Consider the following 15895-nt stretch of genomic DNA (forward strand, 5'->3'; position numbering starts at 1 on the left):
TGTTCAGCACCATGAAGCGGAATATAGCCCCGTTAATGCGGATTTGTCAAATCATGTGGTCTTTATCTTGCTGTAAGCCGCGCCATTCGGTCTTTTCCCCCAGATTTGGGGAAAACTATCTTGTCAAAATCATGCAGCCTTTCGTTCTCCTTCGATGAGTTCCTCGATCTTGTGCACTCCCGCCTCGTTGTAGCGAAATGTCTCGACCTGCTTGTCACTGTGCGCCGATTTGTCGATGAACCACTTCCCGTACTTTTCTGTTTTGAGCATGTAGGTGTTGGCAATGCGCCCTATCTTGTTGGCTGAAATGCCAAGCATGGTGCCAACCTCCGACGCAGAGTAGTGATGTTCATCAATGACCGGAAGAGGGATTGCACTAAAGCCGACGACGGGATTAATCAGGCTGGCGGCAACGACCTGTTTAGCTTCCGGTGCGAGGTGAGGGAGGAAGTCGAAGAGGTCTTTCATTGTGTCGACGGTCATTTTCAATGCGCGTGCCTTACGGAATTCTTCAAGGCCATCCGGTGATTTCTTCGTGGTCGTTTTTTGTTGCAACTGCTGTTGCATTGATTCAAGTTTGTCGACCAGCGAACGACGGACGGCTTTCGACTCACGTGCGGCGACGCGCAGGGCTTGCTTGTAGGTCATCACTATAACCACCTGATCCGCTCCGCCTTTTTTCTTATCCATGGGGGTTACGAAAATTTCGTAACCCTCCCCCTCAAGCTCATCTTTGATGCGTGCAATGAAGTCGTTGTTGCGTACTTCTTTTTCGCCTCGCAGTCTCCGCGCCTCATTAACCATTTTCAACAGCATCTGGCTGTCAATTGTTGCAGCCGGAAACGAAGACTGATTTGCAATATTGTTAATCATGTATTCTGTCCTTTTCAGATAAAAGAAATCCCCGCCAATGCGAGGATTGTTATTCATTGCTGATACTCACCTTAATCTCAACATTTCGCAGCTTTAGCTCTACTGGCAGGTCTGACTTTCCGGTTAATGCTAATGCGAGATTTTCTGGAGTAATGAGAGCAGTTATTGTTTTCCCCCTCGCCAGACGAATAATCATTCGTATCTCGCAATCGTCACATGCTCCCGGTCGAACAATTGAGATTTGTCCGTTCATCTCACTCTCCTTTGATGCGAATGCCAGCGGCGCGCTCGGCTTCACTTTGTTCCCAAAACCACTTGTGAAGCGCCATAAGCTTTTCGTCAATCGGTGCATATTTGCGATTAAAGTAGGCCTGAGCATCTTTCTCAGATTCGTCCGGTAATTCGCCAGGGCCAAACAGTGTGTTATAAATCCATGCTAGTCCGCTCTTAGCGTCGCCAGTTGCCTGCCATTCGATAATGGCAGCCTGCATGACCAGAATGTTTTTCCCGATTAATAGGTCCAGTTCTTTGTACCGGTTGCGGATGTATGCATTCTCGCTTTGTAATTTTGCGTTGCGCTTTTCTGAGGCTTCAAGTAACGCCTGCTTATCGCGTAGAGCTTCTTCCAGTTCAGCAACATGGCATTCACTATCAATAAGGTTGTTCTCTGCTGCTTCAAGCTCAACACGCAGCTTCCCAACCGTAAGCGCAATCTCCTCGTTCTCCTGGTCGCGGCGTTTGATGTATTGCTGGTTTCTTTCCCGTTCATCCAGCAGTGCCAGCACAATCGATGGTGTTACCATCTCATGGAAAAGGTCCACATCAAATCCCCAGTCGTCATGCATTGCCTGCGCTGCCGCTTCACGCAGTTCCTGATAGTTAATTTCGCTCACTTCGAACCTCTCTGTTTACTGATAAGCTCCAGATCCTCCTGGCAACTTGCACAAGTCCGACAACCCTGAACGGCCAGGCGTCTTCGCTCATCTATGGGATCGCCACACTCACAACAATGAGTGGCAGATATAGCCTGGTGGTTCAGGCGGCGCATTTTTATTGCTGTGTTGCGCTGTAATTCTTCAATTTCTGATGCTGAATCAATGAGGTCTGCCATCTTTCATTAATCCCTGAATTGTTGGTTAATACGCTTGAGGGTGAATGCGAATAATAAAAAAGGAGCCTGTAGCTCCCTGATGATTTTGCTTTTCATGTTCACCGTTCCTTAAAGACGCCGTTTAACATACCGATTGCCAGACTTAAGTGAGTCGGTGTGAATCCCATCAGCGTTACCGTTTCGCGGTGCTTCTTCAGTACGCTACGGCAAATGTCATCGACGTTTTTATCCGGAAACTGCTGTCTGGCTTTTTTGATTTCAGAGTTAGCCAGACGGGCAATGCTGCGAAGGGCGTTTTCTTGCTGAGGTGTCATTGAACAAGTCCCATGTCGGCAAGCATAAGCACACAGAATATAAAGCCCGCTGCCAGAAGAATGCATTCAGTGGTTGTCATACCTGGTCTCTCTCATCTGCTTCTGCTTTCGCCACCATCATTTCCAGCTTTTGTGAAAGGGATGCGGCTAACGTATGAAATTCTTCGTCTGTTTCTACTGGTATTGGCACAAACCTGACTCCAATTTGAGCAAGGCTATGTGCCATCTCAATGCTCGTTCTTAACTCAACAGGAGATGCTTTGTGCATACAGCCCCTCGTTTATTATTTATCTCCTCAGCCAGCCGCTGGGCTTTCAGTGGATTTTGGATAACAGAAAGGCCGGGAAATACCCAGCCTCGCTTTGTAACGGAGTAGACGAAAGTGATCGTGCCTACGCGGATATTATCGTGAGGATGCTTCATCGCCATTGCTCCCCAAATACAAAACCAATTTCAGCCAGTGCCTCGTCCATTTTTTCGATGAACTCCGGCACCATCTCGTCAAAACCCGCCATGTACTTTTCATCCCGCTCAACCACGACATAATGCAGGCCTTCACGCTTCATACGCGGGTCATAGTTGGCAAAGTACCAGGCATCTTTTCGCGTCACCCACATGCTGTACTGCACCTGGGCCATGTAAGCCGACTTTATGGCCTCGAAACCACCGAGCCTGAACTTCATGAAATCCCGGGAGGTAAACGGGCATTTCAGTTCAAGGCCGTTGCCGTCACTGCATAAACCATCGGGAGAGCAGGCGGTGCGCATACTTTCGTCGCGATAGATGATCGGGGATTCAGTAACATTCACGCCGGAAGTGAATTCAAACAGGGTTCTGGCGTCGTTCTCGTACTGTTTTCCCCAGGCCAGCGCCTTAGCATTAACTTCCGGAGCCACACCGGTGCAAACCTCAGCCAGCAGGGTGTGGAAGTAGGACATTTTCATGTCAGGCCACTTCTTTCCTGAGCGGGGCTTTGCTATCACGTTGTGAACTTCTGAAGCGGTGATGACGCCGAGCCGTAATTTGTGCCATGCATCATCCCCCTGTTCGACAGCTCTCACGTCGATCCCGGTACGCTGCAGGATAATGTCCGGTGTCATGCTGCCACCTTCTGCTCAGTGGCTTTCTGTTTCAGGAATCCAAGAGCTTTCACTGCTTCGGCCTGTGTCAGTTCTGACGATGCGCGAATGTCGCGGCGAAATATCTGGGAACAGAGCGGCAATAAGTCGTCATCCCATGTTTTATCCAGGGCGATTAGCAGAGTGTTAATCTCCTGCATGGTTTCATCGTTAACCGGAGTGATGTCGCGTTCCGGCTGATGTTCTGCAGTGTATGCGGTATTTTCGACAATGCGCTCGGCTTCATCCTTGTCATAGATACCAGCAAATCCGAAGGCCAGACGGGCACACTGAATCATGGCTTTATGACGTAACATCCGTTTGGGATGCGACTGCCACGGCCCCGTGATTTCTCTGCCTTCGCGGGTTTTGAATGGTTCGCGGCGGCATTCATCCATCCACTCGGTAACGCAGATCGGATGATTACGGTCCTTGCGGTAAATCCGGCATGTGCAGGATTCATTGTCCTGCTCAAAGTCCATGCCATCAAACTGCTGGTTTTCATTGATGATACGGGACCAGCCATCAACGCCCACCACCGGAACGATGCCGTTCTGCTTGTCAGGGAAGGCGTAAATTTCTTTCGTCCACGGATTAAGGCCGTACTGGTTGGCGACGATCAACAATGCGATGAACTGCGCATCGCTGGCATCGCCTTTAAATGCCGTCTGGCGAAGAGTGGTGATCAGTTCCTGTGGGTCGACAGAATCCATGCCGACACGTTCAGCCAGCTTCCCAGCCAGCGTTGCGAGTGCTGTACTCATCCGTTTTATACCTCTGAATCAATATCAACCTGATGGTGAGCAATGGTTTCAACCATGTACCGGATGTGTTCTGCCATGCGCTCCTGAAACTCAACATCGTCATCAAACGCACAGGTAATGGCTTTTTTGCTGGCCCCGTGGCGTTGCAAATGATCGATGCATAGCGATTCAAACAGGTGCTGGGGCAGGCCTTTTTCCATATCGTCTGCCAGTTCTGCCTCTTTCTCTTCACGGGCGATCTGCTGGTAGTGACGCGCCCAGCTCTGAGCCTCAAGACGATCCTGAATGTAATAAGCGTTCATGGCTGAACTCCTGAAATAGCTGTGAAAATATCGCCCGCGAAATGCCGGGCTGATTAGGAAAACAGGAAAGGGGGTTAGTGAATGCTTTTGCTTGATCTCAGTTTCAGCATTAATATCCATTTTTTATAAGCGTCGACGGCTTCACGAAACATCTTTTCATCGCCAATAAAAGTGGCGATAGTGAATTTAGTCTGGATAGCCATAAGTGTTTGATCCATTTTTTGGGACTCCTGGCTGATTAAGTATGTCGATAAGGCGTTTCCATCCGTCACGTAATTTACGGGTGATTCGCTCAAGTAAAGATTCGGAAGGGCAGCCAGCAACAGGCCACCCTGCAATGGCATATTGCATGGTGTGCTCCTTATTTATACATAACGAAAAACGCCTCGAGTGAAGCGTTATTGGTATGCGGTAACGCCGCGCTCAGGCGGCTTTGATAGTCATATCATCTGAATCAAATATTCCTGATGTATCGATATCGGTAATTCTTATTCCTTCGCTACCATCCATTGGAGGCCATCCTTCCTGACCATTTCCATCATTCCAGTCGAACTCACACACAACACCATATGCATTTAAGTCGCTTGAAATTGCTATAAGCAGAGCATGTTGCGCCAGCATGATTAATACAGCATTTAATACAGAGCCGTGTTTATTGAGTCGGTGTTCAGAGTCTGACCAGAAATTATTAATCTGGTGAAGTTTTTCCTCTGTCATTACGTCATGGTCGATTTCAATTTCTATTGATGCTTTCCAGTCGTAATCAATGATGTATTTTTTGATGTTTGACATCTGTTCATATCCTCACAGATAAAAAATCGCCCTCACATTGGAGGGCAAAGAAGATTTCCAATAATCAGAACAAGTCGGCTCCTGTTTAGTTACGAGCGACATTGCTCCGTGTATTCACTCGTTGGAATGAATACACAGTGCAGTGTTTATTCTGTTGTTTATGCCAAAAATGAAGGCCGACTATGCGGCCTTATCTACATTTCTGAACCAAACGCAGATCGGACCGTCTTCTGTATCGTGAATCGAACCGACAAACCATCCTTCTCCATCTGGCATGCTTGGCTCCCATCCACTGATGTTTGGATTCCCATCTTCAAAATACGCGTCAATTACCGTTTGATTGTTGTCGTTTTCCATTTCAACAATTGATGATTCAATGCCATGCTGCTTGCAGAAAGATCTGAACTCATCAGCTGAAATTGCCTCTCTATCCCCAAACAGGTTGGCGTATTCTGGGTGCGTCCAGTAGCCATCCTCGCTTCGCTCTACTACTAATGCTTCCATATATCACCTCAAATAAGTGGTTTGCTGCCTAATTTCATTTTCTGGCGACCAACACAAGTCATCTTGCTGTCAGTTGTTTTGATTTCCGGTAGCCTGCCGCGTAAAGAGCTACGTTTGGAAGACATACACCAGTTTCTGGTTGCTTATGTCCAAACTCATTCGCGTACACAATGGCCGCTCGCTCCAGATTGCGTCTGTATTCTTTCTGTTGCCAGATCACGTCCTGTGCCATGAACTTAATTGGCTTAGCGTCTTCTATGCGCTCAGGCGTTTCGTGAGTACCTTTAGCCTGAATCTGCGCTCTGCTTAGAGTAGGGCGGTGTAATACTTCTGAACTTATTGCTTCTTCGCGGGCCAGCACGCCGTTAGCTAATGCCTTTGCCTTTAAACGCTCACGACGACGAGAACGTGAATTGCCTTTGAACTGAGTTCTGCGTGTCATATAGACCTCCTGATGAACTTTGGTGGTGTGGTAGGTGGGAGACCCATTTCGACCTGTTTCGGCCTACTTCAATTCGGCAATAGTCCCGCAGGCCTCGCCGCTTTACGTGCGACATATTCCCGTCCATGAACCCTTCACCACACCCCAAAGTTCACTTTGGTTATTGCGCTTTGTCAGCGCCGTAGATTCATATTCGAATCGTTGTATATTCACCGCCCTGGTGAGTAGTGCGTCCTGCTGATGGGTGAACTTTATCGGAATGATAAATTAATGGCAATAGCAAAATGATAAATTCTCTTGGTTTTCAAATATCGTATTGATTCTTATGGTGTTTTATTTTGTTGTAGGAATTCGACAGGATAAATAAAGAGATTTGAGGGAGATCTGGATTGCGTTGTTTAGCAAGTTGTATCTATTTATTTTTCAACAAATACAATTGGTTATGTGTTTTTAGGTGGGGGGATCGTAAGGCAAAGAAAACCCGGCTCGGTGGCCGGGTTGATGGGATTATCGTTTATTTCTTTGATGTTTCTTTGCAGACTCAGCTTGAGTGTTTCCATACCTGCGTTTACCGCTATTGTTTTTTCCTCTAGGCTTGCCTTTTTTTCGATCTTCCCACCAGTCAGGTGCCGGGTCTGGCTCAACATGTAAAGCATCGGCAAGTCCTGATATCAAGCTGTATGACTGAACTCCATCAATGTGCTCTGACAGTGATGGGGTAACATTCTGTCTTAGTGGATCAAGAATAAAATCAATACCTTTAATTCTGGCGTGTTTGGCGGCAGGCACAAAGTCTGAGTCCCCAGCAACAAGGACAATTACATCAACAAGTTTTTCATAAGCTAAAGTCGTGATATCCATCCCTAGCTTGATATCAACTTGTTTTTGTTTGATGTCATAGTAAAAATCATCATTTGTCAGTTCATCCCATTTTTTCGTTCCTTTCATCAGAGCATCAAGGGAGAATGTAGTTAGTTGCCATCGCTTATTATCAACAAGATTCCCTAATCTTAAGGCTGTTTTTCGAGTTTTTCTTAACTCTTCATGCAGCTCCGTTCTCAGAATATATGATTTTTCGAGTTTGAAATTCTTGCGACCAGGCGTCTTATTGCCAGGCTCAGGAAGTGGAAGGCGTGTTTGAATGTCGAGTGGTGGACAGTCATAGAAGTAAATTCTATAAAGCTCAAGCGGTTCCCTACGTTCTTGTGATTGACGTTTTCCATTAAGATGGGAAAGAACCATTGACCATATTACTTTCATTATGCATTGCGCAGTCAGTTCATGCTCGGCGAAGTGTTTACGATGCGTAGCATGAACACGCTGCATGAAAAAACCCGCATCAATTAAAATTGCTGCTTTCTTCATAAGAGTCCCAAAAAAAATAGCCCAGAGCCGTTATGCAGATATTAACAATTGTCTGCGAACGGGGCTGGGCTTGGTTTAATTAATCTATGCCAAGTTGACTGTGCCGTCAACATAAAACTTACTTCCTATCACCCAAACGTCTCTTCACTCATCCGAAGAAGCAGCAATCCGGGTCAGCACGCACAAGCTCAAGCGCATCAGTCAGCGAAAGTTCAGTACTGTACTGATGCCATTTCATATCCTTCCGCATCCAATAGATTTTCCATCTATCCAGAGAACGTATGTACTTGATTCTTGCTGATGGCAGGATGTTTGTTTCACCTGGGTTGCCCTGCCACACGGGGCGCTGTTCGCCGATATCTATCGTTTGGTCATTGATGCTATAAACAATATCCAGTTCATTGCGGATATGTTCAGGCGGCCTTATGCTTTCAATGAATTGGTGAACTTCTTTTTTGACCGCTTGATATTCAAGGTCAGTGAACGCCATCTATCCTCCTCACCCAAACGTTTCTTCTGGCCACTGGTTACCAGCTATGTGACGATGAAGTCACGAACTTTTCAGCCACTCCCTTGCCTCGATGTCATCCAGATGGCGAGATTGCTTCAGAATACCAGCCACATACTCCACCTTTGCTACTTGATGATAAGGCAACGTTATTGGCCTATGATCCTGGTTGATGCTTGTAAATTGGTATTCTCCGTCTCTGTCATAGCCAAGAACCTTAATCATGTTGTGTCCTTCAACGGTTCTGACAAACACCTCATCACCCGGGAATACTTTGGTGTTAGGCTCAATGAGTACATATTCTCCTGATTTTATTCTGGGCCACATGCTGTCTCCTTTCACACGAAGACCAAAGGCATCAGGATCATCGCTATAAATTTTGAGCCACCCATCGCGCTCTTCGGTCATCTCGATGGCACCATCAACACCAAGAATTGCCTCACCAACCACGCGCACTAACCCTTTTCTTACCTGACCGACAAAAGTTAAAGAATCTGAGCATGATGCAATTGGTGTTACATCATGTACCAAATCAAGCCACCCATTAGGTAACCCAAGCGCGGCTTCAAATTTTCTTGCTAGTTTATCCCCTATGTTTCGAGTGCTTTTTTCACCGGAGACTTGCGTGAGTTGAGAAGGGCTAACCCCAAGCTTATCGGCAAAGCTTGCATTAGTGTTACCCGCGATTTTTTTATGCTCATCTAGCAAAAACGCCAGATTCGATTTGCGAATATCTTTGTTTTCCATCTCACAATTTTCCCTCTATTTAGCAAATGGATAAATACGCATTATGATAAATTTACATTGCGGTTGATTTATCAAAATGGTAAAGTTGTTCTGTGTGATAAACGGAGGCACTAATGAGTAATGAACTACTACGCTGGCGAAAAGAGGCTTCTAGTGAGGAATGGAAGCGACTCGCCGCATTAGCGAAAACTTCAGTTGGCTATCTTGACCAGATTGCATATGGATTTCGAAGAGCTTCCCCTGATAAAGCGAATGCAATCGAAGAAGCTACTCGTAATTTCACGGGTTATAAACCTGTGAAAAAGGAAAACCTAGTGTTCGTATCGCGTAGAGCATCGGCTGCATAAGTAACACCGCTCTTTTCACAATGGACATTCGTCCTACGTCGCTGACAAAGCGAGTCCCAATATATCTGACCAACTAAGGCCACATGCGTTTCCACGCATACCTTTCAACTAACTATTCACTATTGGAAATCTTAAGAAATGGAACAAACAAGTTACAGCAAACTATCCCAGCGTGACGTTGATCGCGCAGAAACTGATTTACTCATCAACCTGTCAACGCTTACCCAGCGTGGTCTGGCAAAGATGATTGGCTGTCATGAATCGAAGATAAGCAGAACGGACTGGAGATTTATTGCTTCGGTCTTGTGTGCTTTCGGAATGGCATCAGACATCAGTCCGATTAGTAGGGCTTTTAAGTATGCGCTTGATGGAATCACAAAGAAAAAATCCCCGGTGGCCGCCGGGGACTCTAAGCAAATTGATATGCAATTCTGAGGGAATTACTGGATCAATCCACAGGAGTCATTATGACAAATACAGCAAAAATACTCAACTTCGGCAGAGGTAACTTTGCCGAACAGGAGCGTAATGTGGCAGATCTCGATGATGGTTACGCCAGACTATCAAATATGCTGATTGAGGCTTATTCAGGCGCAGATCTGACCAAGCGACAGTTTAAAGTGCTGCTTGCCATTCTGCGTAAAACCTATGGGTGGAATAAACCAATGGACAGAATCACCGATTCTCAACTTAGCGAGATTACAAAGTTACCCGTCAAACGGTGCAATGAAGCCAAGTTAGAACTCGTCAGAATGAATATTATCAAGCAGCAAGGCGGCATGTTTGGACCAAATAAAAACACCTCAGAATGGTGCATCCCTCAAAACGAGGGAGGTTCCCCTAAAATGAGGGACATCCCTCAAAACGAGGGAAAATCCCCTAAAACGAGGGATAAAACATCCCTCAAATTAGGGGATTGCTATCCCTCAAAACAGGGGGACACAAAAGACACTATTACAAAAGAAAAAAGAAAAGATTATTCGTCAGAGAATTCTGGCGAATCCTCTGACCAGCCAGAAAACGATCTTTCTGTGGTTAAACCGGATGCTGCAATTCAGAGCGGCAGCAAGTGGGGAACAGCAGAAGACCTGACCGCCGCAGAGTGGATGTTTGACATGGTGAAGACCATCGCACCATCAGCCAGAAAACCGAATTTTGCAGGGTGGGCTAACGATATCCGCCTGATGCGTGAACGTGACGGACGTAACCACCGCGACATGTGCGTGCTGTTCCGCTGGGCATGCCAGGACAACTTCTGGTCCGGTAACGTGCTAAGTCCGGCCAAACTCCGCGACAAGTGGACCCAACTCGAAATCAACCGTAACAAGCAACAGGCTGGCGTGACAGCTGGAAAACCAAAACTCGACCTGACAAACACTGACTGGATTTACGGGGTGGATTTATGAAAAACATCGCCGCACAGATGGTTAACTTTGACCGTGAGCAGATGCGTCGGATCGCCAACAACATGCCGGAACAGTACGACGAAAAGCCACAGGTACAGCAGGTAGCGCAGATCATCAACGGTGTGTTCAGCCAGTTACTGGCAACTTTCCCGGCGAGTCTGGCTAACCGTGACCAGAACGAACTGAACGAAATCCGCCGCCAGTGGGTTCTGGCTTTCCGGGAAAACGGGATCACCACAATGGAACAGGTTAACGCAGGAATGCGCGTAGCCCGTCGGCAGAATCGACCATTTCTGCCATCACCCGGGCAGTTTGTTGCATGGTGCCGGGAAGAAGCATCCGTTATCGCCGGACTGCCAAACGTCAGCGAGCTGGTTGATATGGTTTACGAGTATTGCCGGAAGCGAGGCCTGTATCCGGATGCGGAGTCTTATCCGTGGAAATCAAACGCGCACTACTGGCTGGTTACCAACCTGTATCAGAACATGCGGGCCAATGCGCTTACTGATGCGGAATTACGGCGCAAGGCTGCCGATGAACTGACCTGTATGACAGCGCGAATTAACCGTGGTGAGACGATACCTGAACCAGTAAAACAACTTCCTGTTATGGGCGGTAGACCTCTAAATCGTGCACAGGCTCTGGCGAAGATCGCAGAAATTAAAGCTAAGTTCGGACTGAAAGGAGCAAGTGTATGACGGGCAAAGAGGCAATTATTCATTACCTGGGGACGCATAATAGCTTCTGTGCGCCGGACGTTGCCGCGCTAACAGGCGCAACAGTAACCAGCATAAATCAGGCCGCGGCTAAAATGGCACGGGCAGGTCTTCTGGTTATCGAAGGTAAGGTCTGGCGAACGGTGTATTACCGGTTTGCTACCAGGGAAGAACGGGAAGGAAAGATGAGCACGAACCTGATTTTTAAGGAGTGTCGCCAGAGTGCCGCGATGAAACGGGTATTGGCGGTATATGGAGTTAAAAGATGACCATCTACATCACTGAGCTAATAACAGGCCTGCTGGTAATCGCAGGCCTTTTTATTTGGGGGAGAGGGAAGTCATGAAAAAACTAACCTTTGAAATTCGATCTCCAGCACATCAGCAAAACGCTATTCACGCAGTACAGCAAATCCTTCCAGACCCAACCAAACCAATCGTAGTAACCATTCAGGAACGCAACCGCAGCTTAGACCAAAACAGGAAGCTATGGGCCTGCTTAGGTGACGTCTCTCGTCAGGTTGAATGGCATGGTCGCTGGCTGGATGCAGAAAGCTGGAAGTGTGTGTTTACCGCAGCATTAAAGCAGCAGGATGTTGTTCCTAACCTTGCCGGGAATGGCTTTGTGGTAATAGGCCAGTCAACCAGCAGGATGCGTGTAGGCGAATTTGCGGAGCTATTAGAGCTTATACAGGCATTCGGTACAGAGCGTGGCGTTAAGTGGTCAGACGAAGCGAGACTGGCTCTGGAGTGGAAAGCGAGATGGGGAGATCGGGCTGCATGACTATCAAATCAAATACGCCAGCACACGACAAGGACTGCTGGCAAACGCCGCTTTGGCTTTTTGATGCACTGGATATTGAGTTTGGATTCTGGCTGGATTCGGCAGCGAGCGACAAAAATGCTCTGTGCGCTCACTGGTTAACTGAGGCCGACGACGCGCTAAATTCTGAGTGGATAAGCCACGGTGCAATCTGGAATAACCCACCGTACAGCAATATCAGGCCGTGGGTGGAAAAAGCCGCTGAGCAGTGCATACAACAGCGACAGACGATAGTGATGCTTGTGCCAGAGGATATGTCTGTCGGATGGTTCAGCAAGGCTCTGGAGAGTGTTGACGAAGTTCGCATCATTACTGATGGACGGATTAATTTTATCGAACCATCGACAGGGCTGGAGAAGAAGGGAAACAGCAAAGGTTCCATGCTGCTGATTTGGCGACCGTTCATCAGTCCTCGACGGATGTTTACTACCGTATCCAAAGCGGCATTGATGGCGATCGGGCAGGGCGTCAGGAGGGCAGCATGAGACGACAGCGACGAAGTATCACCGACATCATCTGCGAAAACTGCAAATACCTTCCAACGAAACGCTCCAGAAATAAACGCAAGCCAATCCCAAAAGAATCTGACGTAAAAACCTTCAACTACACGGCTCACCTGTGGGATATCCGGTGGCTAAGACATCGTGCGAGGAATACAAGGTGATTGACCCAAATCGAAGTTACGAACAAGAAAGCGTCGAGCGGGCTTTAACGTGCGCTAATTGCGGTCAGAAGCTGCATGTGCTGGAAGTTCACGTGTGTGAGTACTGCTGCGCAGAACTGATGAGCGATCCGAATAGCTCGATGCACGAGGAAGAAGACGATGGCTAAACCAGCGCGAAGACGATGTAAAAACGATGAATGTCGGGAATGGTTTCACCCTGCATTCGCCAATCAGTGGTGGTGCTCTCCAGAGTGTGGAACCAAGATAGCACTCGAACGACGAAGCAAAGAACGCGAAAAAGCGGAAAAGGCAGCAGAGAAGAAACGACGACGAGAGGAGCAGAAACAGAAAGATAAACTTAAGATTCGAAAACTCGCCTTAAAGCCCCGCAGTTACTGGATTAAACAAGCCCAACAAGCCGTAAACGCCTTCATCAGAGAAAGAGACCGCGACTTACCATGTATCTCGTGCGGAACGCTCACGTCTGCTCAGTGGGATGCCGGGCATTACCGGACAACTGCTGCGGCGCCTCAACTCCGATTTGATGAACGCAATATTCACAAGCAATGCGTGGTGTGCAACCAGCACAAAAGCGGAAATCTCGTTCCGTATCGCGTCGAACTGATTAACCGCATCGGGCAGGAAGCAGTAGACGAAATCGAATCAAACCATAACCGCCATCGCTGGACTGTCGAAGAGTGCAGGACCATCAAGGCGGAGTATCAACAGAAACTTAAAAAACTGCGAAACAGCAGAAGTGAGGCTGCATGAATATCTACGAAAGAATTGATGGCAGCAAATACCGAAATATTTGGGTAGTTGGCGATCTGCACGGATGCTACACGAACCTGATGAAAAAACTGGAGACGATAGGATTCGACACCAAAAAAGACCTGCTTATCTCGGTTGGCGATTTGGTCGATCGCGGTACAGAGAACGTCGAATGCCTGGAATTAATCACATTACCCTGGTTCAGAGCTGTACGTGGAAACCATGAGCAAATGATGATTGATGGCTTATCAGAGCGTGGAAACGTCAATCACTGGCTGTTTAATGGCGGTGGCTGGTTCTTTAATCTCGATTACGACAAAGAAATTCTGGCTAAAGCTCTTGCCCATAAAGCAGATGAACTTCCGTTAATCATCGAACTGGTGAGCGAAGGTAAAAAATATGTCATCTGCCACGCCGATTATCCTTGTGACGAATACGAATTTGGAAAGCCAGTTGATCATCAGCAGGTAATCTGGAACCGCGAACGAATCAGCAACTCACAAGACGGGATCGTGAAAGAAATCAAAGGAGCTGACACGTTCATCTTTGGTCATACGCCAGCAGTGAAACCACTCAAGTTTGCCAACCAGATGTATATCGATACCGGCGCAGTGTTCTGCGGAAACCTCACATTGATTCAGGTACAGGGAGAAGGCGCGTGGGCATAAGAGAACTAAACCTCACCAAAGAGCAGCACGAGTGGCTGAATGGCTGGCTTGAACTGTGGGGCGCATGGGTTTATTCAGGTCGTCTGGAAAAGCGCATGAGCAGCGTAATAGCGAAGTTCATGGAGAGCGTAGAGCCGGGAAGAGTTATGACAAGGCCAATGTGCAATGATGATGATGGAATGTTGATTTCTCAGGTCGTCGATTCCGTCATGTACATTGACAAAAAAGCCTTTGGCATCCTCCTCAGCTACTACGCTCATGGTTCATCTAAGCGAGCAATTGCATCCTACTATCACGCGACTGCAAAGCCACGCAAGATGTGTGGACGTGGTGGCGAGGGATGGAGAAAACCTTCACTGGCAACCTGTAGAAACGAAATTGACGACATCCTGAAAGCGTCATTATTTGTTTTGTACCAACCAATGCAAAATGCTTTCAAAATGCGTAAACGTGTTGAGAAAGTTAAGCATGTTGCTGTTAAAAACCTTGACATGCAATTAGCCATTTAGCCATAATTAGAGGGTAAGCTGACGTTAGTGACTCTTAAGTTGCAACGGTGGCTTTTTTTATTTGGGTCAGTCGTATAAAGGTCATTACGGAAGGCTGTTAACCTTCTTATCGTGGTTCGAGTCCACGCTGTCCCGCCAAATATGCTGGTTTAGCTCCAATGGTAGAGCAGTCGCCTTGTAAGCGAATGGGTAGCGGTTCAAGTCCGTTAACCAGCACCATAACTGAGCCGTAGCCACTGGCTATCCTGAATTCATCAGTGATAGTTACGCTGCGGCCTTCTACACATGACCTTCGTGAAAGCGGGTGGCATGAGGTTGCGCTAACAACCTCCTGCCGTTTTGCCCGTGCATATCGGTCACGAACAAATCTGATTACTAAACACAGTAGCCTGGATTTGTTCTATCAGTAATCGACCTTATTCCTAATTAAATAGAGCAAATCCCCTCAATGAAGGGGTAGAGCATGTACCGTATGGACAAAATCAGAGAATGGTTCAGTTACAGCTTCGGAGGACTGACTGCGATGGGTGGCATTCTCTCCCTGAATGACTGGGCTGTCATCATTGGTATTCTTTGTACTGTCGGCACATTTGGCATCAACTGGTACTACAAGCGCAAAGAGCGCGAGGACAGATTGAATGGCAATGTCACCGGCACTACGAAATAGCGTAATAGCGGCGATAAGTGGCGGGGCTATTGCTATAGCATCTGTGTTAATCACTGGACCAAGTGGTAACGATGGCCTGGAAGGTGTCAGCTACATACCATACAAAGATATTGTTGGTGTATGGACTGTATGCCACGGACACACCGGAAAAGACATCATGCTCGGTAAAACGTATACCGAAGCAGAATGCAAAGCCCTCCTGAATAAAGACCTTGCCACGGTCGCCAGACAAATTAACCCGTACATCAAAGTCGATATACCGGAAACAACGCGCGGTGCTCTTTACTCTTTTGTTTACAACGTGGGCGCTGGCAATTTCAGAACATCGACGCTTCTTCGAAAAATAAACCAGGGCGATATCAAAGGCGCATGTGACCAGCTACGTCGCTGGACATACGCTGGCGGTAAGCAATGGAAAGGGCTGATGACCCGTCGTGATATTGAGCGTGAAGTCTGTTTGTGGGGGCAACAATGAGCATGATTTG

Annotated in this window: 31 protein-coding genes, 2 tRNA genes and 2 pseudogenes; 16 read left to right on the plus strand and 19 right to left on the minus strand. The window is 47.4% G+C overall.

Going from position 1 to position 15895, the window contains the following annotated elements; translation table 11 throughout:
* Positions 1–129: 129 nt before the first annotated feature.
* The 19 genes and pseudogenes from QUF14_RS04240 to QUF14_RS04330 all read right to left on the minus strand — a co-directional run bounded on the left by QUF14_RS04240 (position 130) and on the right by QUF14_RS04330 (position 8840).
* A complete protein-coding gene (locus QUF14_RS04240) occupies positions 130–873 on the minus strand; it encodes a hypothetical protein (RefSeq protein WP_042970727.1) in 744 nt (247 codons plus the stop codon).
* A 49-nt stretch (positions 874–922) separates the two neighbouring features.
* Positions 923–1126: a hypothetical protein gene (locus tag QUF14_RS04245; protein WP_024226606.1), complete on the minus strand. Its 204-nt coding sequence runs from the start codon at positions 1124–1126 to the stop codon at positions 923–925.
* A gap of 1 nt (position 1127) precedes the next feature.
* Positions 1128–1709: pseudogene (locus QUF14_RS04250) on the minus strand (ead/Ea22-like family protein); the annotation flags it as partial.
* 53 nt (positions 1710–1762) lie between these two features.
* Entirely contained in the window at positions 1763–1984 is a 222-nt protein-coding gene (locus QUF14_RS04255; protein WP_000774248.1) for a TraR/DksA family transcriptional regulator, read from the minus strand.
* 98 nt (positions 1985–2082) lie between these two features.
* Positions 2083–2298 carry a hypothetical protein gene (locus QUF14_RS04260; RefSeq protein WP_000188857.1) on the minus strand — a complete coding sequence of 72 codons (216 nt, stop codon included), beginning with the start codon at positions 2296–2298 and terminating at the stop codon, positions 2083–2085.
* A 76-nt stretch (positions 2299–2374) separates the two neighbouring features.
* Positions 2375–2566: a DUF1382 family protein gene (locus QUF14_RS04265; RefSeq protein ID WP_000548531.1), complete on the minus strand. Its 192-nt coding sequence runs from the start codon at positions 2564–2566 to the stop codon at positions 2375–2377.
* Entirely contained in the window at positions 2539–2721 is a 183-nt protein-coding gene (locus QUF14_RS04270) for a DUF1317 domain-containing protein (protein WP_000682315.1), read from the minus strand. The genes QUF14_RS04265 and QUF14_RS04270 overlap by 28 nt, the downstream gene beginning before the upstream one ends.
* Complete coding sequence (locus QUF14_RS04275) at positions 2718–3398, minus strand: lambda exonuclease family protein (RefSeq protein ID WP_000186844.1); 681 nt, start codon at positions 3396–3398, stop codon at positions 2718–2720. The genes QUF14_RS04270 and QUF14_RS04275 overlap by 4 nt, the downstream gene beginning before the upstream one ends.
* Positions 3395–4180, minus strand: a complete 786-nt coding sequence (gene bet / locus QUF14_RS04280; protein WP_052953584.1) for a phage recombination protein Bet — start codon at positions 4178–4180, stop codon at positions 3395–3397. The genes QUF14_RS04275 and bet overlap by 4 nt, the downstream gene beginning before the upstream one ends.
* Positions 4181–4185: 5 nt before the next feature.
* Positions 4186–4482: a host-nuclease inhibitor Gam family protein gene (locus QUF14_RS04285; RefSeq protein WP_182044468.1), complete on the minus strand. Its 297-nt coding sequence runs from the start codon at positions 4480–4482 to the stop codon at positions 4186–4188.
* A gap of 74 nt (positions 4483–4556) precedes the next feature.
* The gene (kil, locus tag QUF14_RS04290; protein ID WP_000372941.1) at positions 4557–4700 is read right to left on the minus strand and encodes a host cell division inhibitory peptide Kil; all 144 of its coding nucleotides are present in this window, start codon (positions 4698–4700) and stop codon (positions 4557–4559) included.
* Positions 4669–4833: a protease FtsH-inhibitory lysogeny factor CIII gene (locus QUF14_RS04295; protein WP_001198861.1), complete on the minus strand. Its 165-nt coding sequence runs from the start codon at positions 4831–4833 to the stop codon at positions 4669–4671. The genes kil and QUF14_RS04295 overlap by 32 nt, the downstream gene beginning before the upstream one ends.
* A gap of 72 nt (positions 4834–4905) precedes the next feature.
* The gene (locus QUF14_RS04300) at positions 4906–5274 is read right to left on the minus strand and encodes a DUF2528 family protein (protein WP_000065353.1); all 369 of its coding nucleotides are present in this window, start codon (positions 5272–5274) and stop codon (positions 4906–4908) included.
* 180 nt (positions 5275–5454) lie between these two features.
* Positions 5455–5778 (minus strand): hypothetical protein, encoded by a 324-nt coding sequence (locus QUF14_RS04305; protein ID WP_057780673.1) that lies wholly within the window; start codon positions 5776–5778, stop codon positions 5455–5457.
* 58 nt (positions 5779–5836) lie between these two features.
* The gene (locus QUF14_RS28985; protein WP_000198445.1) at positions 5837–6220 is read right to left on the minus strand and encodes a transcriptional antitermination N peptide; all 384 of its coding nucleotides are present in this window, start codon (positions 6218–6220) and stop codon (positions 5837–5839) included.
* A 507-nt stretch (positions 6221–6727) separates the two neighbouring features.
* Complete coding sequence (locus QUF14_RS04315) at positions 6728–7168, minus strand: NYN domain-containing protein (RefSeq protein ID WP_224471529.1); 441 nt, start codon at positions 7166–7168, stop codon at positions 6728–6730.
* Positions 7169–7231: 63 nt separating this feature from the next.
* Positions 7232–7585: pseudogene (locus QUF14_RS04320) on the minus strand (PIN domain-containing protein); the annotation flags it as partial.
* Positions 7586–7733: 148 nt separating this feature from the next.
* A complete protein-coding gene (locus tag QUF14_RS04325) occupies positions 7734–8075 on the minus strand; it encodes a DUF3024 domain-containing protein (protein WP_000885926.1) in 342 nt (113 codons plus the stop codon).
* 60 nt (positions 8076–8135) lie between these two features.
* Entirely contained in the window at positions 8136–8840 is a 705-nt protein-coding gene (locus QUF14_RS04330) for a LexA family transcriptional regulator (protein ID WP_000428098.1), read from the minus strand.
* Positions 8841–8953: 113 nt separating this feature from the next.
* On the opposite strand from QUF14_RS04330, the gene QUF14_RS04335 reads away from it, so the two are divergent.
* From QUF14_RS04335 to rrrD, 16 genes are all read left to right on the plus strand, one after another.
* On the plus strand, positions 8954–9187 hold the full coding sequence (locus QUF14_RS04335) for a hypothetical protein (protein WP_000064148.1): 234 nt from the start codon (positions 8954–8956) through the stop codon (positions 9185–9187).
* A gap of 138 nt (positions 9188–9325) precedes the next feature.
* Positions 9326–9622 carry a CII family transcriptional regulator gene (locus QUF14_RS04340; protein ID WP_000438532.1) on the plus strand — a complete coding sequence of 99 codons (297 nt, stop codon included), beginning with the start codon at positions 9326–9328 and terminating at the stop codon, positions 9620–9622.
* 32 nt (positions 9623–9654) lie between these two features.
* Complete coding sequence (locus tag QUF14_RS04345; RefSeq protein ID WP_052924360.1) at positions 9655–10593, plus strand: replication protein; 939 nt, start codon at positions 9655–9657, stop codon at positions 10591–10593.
* Positions 10590–11291, plus strand: coding sequence for a replication protein P (locus QUF14_RS04350; protein WP_000788869.1), 702 nt, complete (start codon positions 10590–10592; stop codon positions 11289–11291). Before QUF14_RS04345 ends, QUF14_RS04350 begins: the two co-directional genes overlap by 4 nt.
* Complete coding sequence (locus QUF14_RS04355; protein ID WP_000145931.1) at positions 11288–11578, plus strand: protein ren; 291 nt, start codon at positions 11288–11290, stop codon at positions 11576–11578. The genes QUF14_RS04350 and QUF14_RS04355 overlap by 4 nt, the downstream gene beginning before the upstream one ends.
* Before the next feature lie 73 nt (positions 11579–11651).
* On the plus strand, positions 11652–12092 hold the full coding sequence (locus QUF14_RS04360) for a recombination protein NinB (protein ID WP_000736903.1): 441 nt from the start codon (positions 11652–11654) through the stop codon (positions 12090–12092).
* Positions 12089–12616, plus strand: coding sequence for a phage N-6-adenine-methyltransferase (locus tag QUF14_RS04365; RefSeq protein ID WP_072667037.1), 528 nt, complete (start codon positions 12089–12091; stop codon positions 12614–12616). Before QUF14_RS04360 ends, QUF14_RS04365 begins: the two co-directional genes overlap by 4 nt.
* Positions 12613–12795, plus strand: a complete 183-nt coding sequence (locus tag QUF14_RS04370) for a NinE family protein (protein ID WP_001254257.1) — start codon at positions 12613–12615, stop codon at positions 12793–12795. Before QUF14_RS04365 ends, QUF14_RS04370 begins: the two co-directional genes overlap by 4 nt.
* A complete protein-coding gene (locus QUF14_RS04375) occupies positions 12792–12962 on the plus strand; it encodes a protein NinF (RefSeq protein WP_032208534.1) in 171 nt (56 codons plus the stop codon). The genes QUF14_RS04370 and QUF14_RS04375 overlap by 4 nt, the downstream gene beginning before the upstream one ends.
* The gene (locus QUF14_RS04380; RefSeq protein ID WP_021552626.1) at positions 12955–13566 is read left to right on the plus strand and encodes a recombination protein NinG; all 612 of its coding nucleotides are present in this window, start codon (positions 12955–12957) and stop codon (positions 13564–13566) included. The genes QUF14_RS04375 and QUF14_RS04380 overlap by 8 nt, the downstream gene beginning before the upstream one ends.
* The gene (locus QUF14_RS04385; RefSeq protein WP_286333380.1) at positions 13563–14234 is read left to right on the plus strand and encodes a serine/threonine protein phosphatase; all 672 of its coding nucleotides are present in this window, start codon (positions 13563–13565) and stop codon (positions 14232–14234) included. The genes QUF14_RS04380 and QUF14_RS04385 overlap by 4 nt, the downstream gene beginning before the upstream one ends.
* Positions 14225–14743 (plus strand): antiterminator Q family protein, encoded by a 519-nt coding sequence (locus tag QUF14_RS04390; protein WP_000512810.1) that lies wholly within the window; start codon positions 14225–14227, stop codon positions 14741–14743. Before QUF14_RS04385 ends, QUF14_RS04390 begins: the two co-directional genes overlap by 10 nt.
* Positions 14744–14806: 63 nt before the next feature.
* Positions 14807–14881 (plus strand) — tRNA-Asn (locus QUF14_RS04395).
* Positions 14882–14886: 5 nt separating this feature from the next.
* Positions 14887–14962, plus strand: a tRNA-Thr gene (locus QUF14_RS04400).
* A gap of 253 nt (positions 14963–15215) precedes the next feature.
* The gene (locus QUF14_RS04405) at positions 15216–15410 is read left to right on the plus strand and encodes a phage holin family protein (protein WP_001360173.1); all 195 of its coding nucleotides are present in this window, start codon (positions 15216–15218) and stop codon (positions 15408–15410) included.
* Positions 15388–15885, plus strand: coding sequence for a lysozyme RrrD (gene rrrD, locus QUF14_RS04410; protein WP_024186729.1), 498 nt, complete (start codon positions 15388–15390; stop codon positions 15883–15885). The genes QUF14_RS04405 and rrrD overlap by 23 nt, the downstream gene beginning before the upstream one ends.
* Positions 15886–15895 lie beyond the last annotated feature (10 nt).

Source organism: Escherichia sp. HH091_1A (genome assembly GCF_030295175.1).
Taxonomy (GTDB): Bacteria; Pseudomonadota; Gammaproteobacteria; order Enterobacterales; family Enterobacteriaceae; genus Escherichia; species Escherichia coli_F.

Excerpts from the sequence above, each read along its gene's own strand:
- QUF14_RS04340 (WP_000438532.1), top strand. The coding sequence starts at position 9,326 with ATGGAACAAACAAGTTACAGCAAACTATCCCAGCGTGACGTTGATCGC.
- QUF14_RS04405 (WP_001360173.1), top strand. The coding sequence starts at position 15,216 with ATGGACAAAATCAGAGAATGGTTCAGTTACAGCTTCGGAGGACTGACT.
- QUF14_RS04385 (WP_286333380.1), top strand. The coding sequence starts at position 13,563 with ATGAATATCTACGAAAGAATTGATGGCAGCAAATACCGAAATATTTGG.
- QUF14_RS04260 (WP_000188857.1), bottom strand. The coding sequence starts at position 2,298 with ATGACACCTCAGCAAGAAAACGCCCTTCGCAGCATTGCCCGTCTGGCT.
- QUF14_RS04335 (WP_000064148.1), top strand. The coding sequence starts at position 8,954 with ATGAGTAATGAACTACTACGCTGGCGAAAAGAGGCTTCTAGTGAGGAA.
- QUF14_RS04240 (WP_042970727.1), bottom strand. The coding sequence starts at position 873 with ATGATTAACAATATTGCAAATCAGTCTTCGTTTCCGGCTGCAACAATT.
- QUF14_RS04245 (WP_024226606.1), bottom strand. The coding sequence starts at position 1,126 with ATGAACGGACAAATCTCAATTGTTCGACCGGGAGCATGTGACGATTGC.
- QUF14_RS04305 (WP_057780673.1), bottom strand. The coding sequence starts at position 5,778 with ATGGAAGCATTAGTAGTAGAGCGAAGCGAGGATGGCTACTGGACGCAC.
- QUF14_RS04370 (WP_001254257.1), top strand. The coding sequence starts at position 12,613 with ATGAGACGACAGCGACGAAGTATCACCGACATCATCTGCGAAAACTGC.
- QUF14_RS04295 (WP_001198861.1), bottom strand. The coding sequence starts at position 4,833 with ATGCAATATGCCATTGCAGGGTGGCCTGTTGCTGGCTGCCCTTCCGAA.
- QUF14_RS04355 (WP_000145931.1), top strand. The coding sequence starts at position 11,288 with ATGACGGGCAAAGAGGCAATTATTCATTACCTGGGGACGCATAATAGC.
- QUF14_RS04345 (WP_052924360.1), top strand. The coding sequence starts at position 9,655 with ATGACAAATACAGCAAAAATACTCAACTTCGGCAGAGGTAACTTTGCC.
- kil (WP_000372941.1), bottom strand. The coding sequence starts at position 4,700 with ATGGATCAAACACTTATGGCTATCCAGACTAAATTCACTATCGCCACT.
- QUF14_RS04360 (WP_000736903.1), top strand. The coding sequence starts at position 11,652 with ATGAAAAAACTAACCTTTGAAATTCGATCTCCAGCACATCAGCAAAAC.
- QUF14_RS04325 (WP_000885926.1), bottom strand. The coding sequence starts at position 8,075 with ATGGCGTTCACTGACCTTGAATATCAAGCGGTCAAAAAAGAAGTTCAC.
- QUF14_RS04255 (WP_000774248.1), bottom strand. The coding sequence starts at position 1,984 with ATGGCAGACCTCATTGATTCAGCATCAGAAATTGAAGAATTACAGCGC.
- QUF14_RS04365 (WP_072667037.1), top strand. The coding sequence starts at position 12,089 with ATGACTATCAAATCAAATACGCCAGCACACGACAAGGACTGCTGGCAA.
- QUF14_RS04275 (WP_000186844.1), bottom strand. The coding sequence starts at position 3,398 with ATGACACCGGACATTATCCTGCAGCGTACCGGGATCGACGTGAGAGCT.
- QUF14_RS28985 (WP_000198445.1), bottom strand. The coding sequence starts at position 6,220 with ATGACACGCAGAACTCAGTTCAAAGGCAATTCACGTTCTCGTCGTCGT.
- QUF14_RS04285 (WP_182044468.1), bottom strand. The coding sequence starts at position 4,482 with ATGAACGCTTATTACATTCAGGATCGTCTTGAGGCTCAGAGCTGGGCG.
- rrrD (WP_024186729.1), top strand. The coding sequence starts at position 15,388 with ATGTCACCGGCACTACGAAATAGCGTAATAGCGGCGATAAGTGGCGGG.
- QUF14_RS04265 (WP_000548531.1), bottom strand. The coding sequence starts at position 2,566 with ATGCACAAAGCATCTCCTGTTGAGTTAAGAACGAGCATTGAGATGGCA.
- QUF14_RS04270 (WP_000682315.1), bottom strand. The coding sequence starts at position 2,721 with ATGAAGCATCCTCACGATAATATCCGCGTAGGCACGATCACTTTCGTC.
- QUF14_RS04300 (WP_000065353.1), bottom strand. The coding sequence starts at position 5,274 with ATGTCAAACATCAAAAAATACATCATTGATTACGACTGGAAAGCATCA.
- QUF14_RS04315 (WP_224471529.1), bottom strand. The coding sequence starts at position 7,168 with ATGAAAGGAACGAAAAAATGGGATGAACTGACAAATGATGATTTTTAC.
- bet (WP_052953584.1), bottom strand. The coding sequence starts at position 4,180 with ATGAGTACAGCACTCGCAACGCTGGCTGGGAAGCTGGCTGAACGTGTC.
- QUF14_RS04380 (WP_021552626.1), top strand. The coding sequence starts at position 12,955 with ATGGCTAAACCAGCGCGAAGACGATGTAAAAACGATGAATGTCGGGAA.
- QUF14_RS04350 (WP_000788869.1), top strand. The coding sequence starts at position 10,590 with ATGAAAAACATCGCCGCACAGATGGTTAACTTTGACCGTGAGCAGATG.
- QUF14_RS04330 (WP_000428098.1), bottom strand. The coding sequence starts at position 8,840 with ATGGAAAACAAAGATATTCGCAAATCGAATCTGGCGTTTTTGCTAGAT.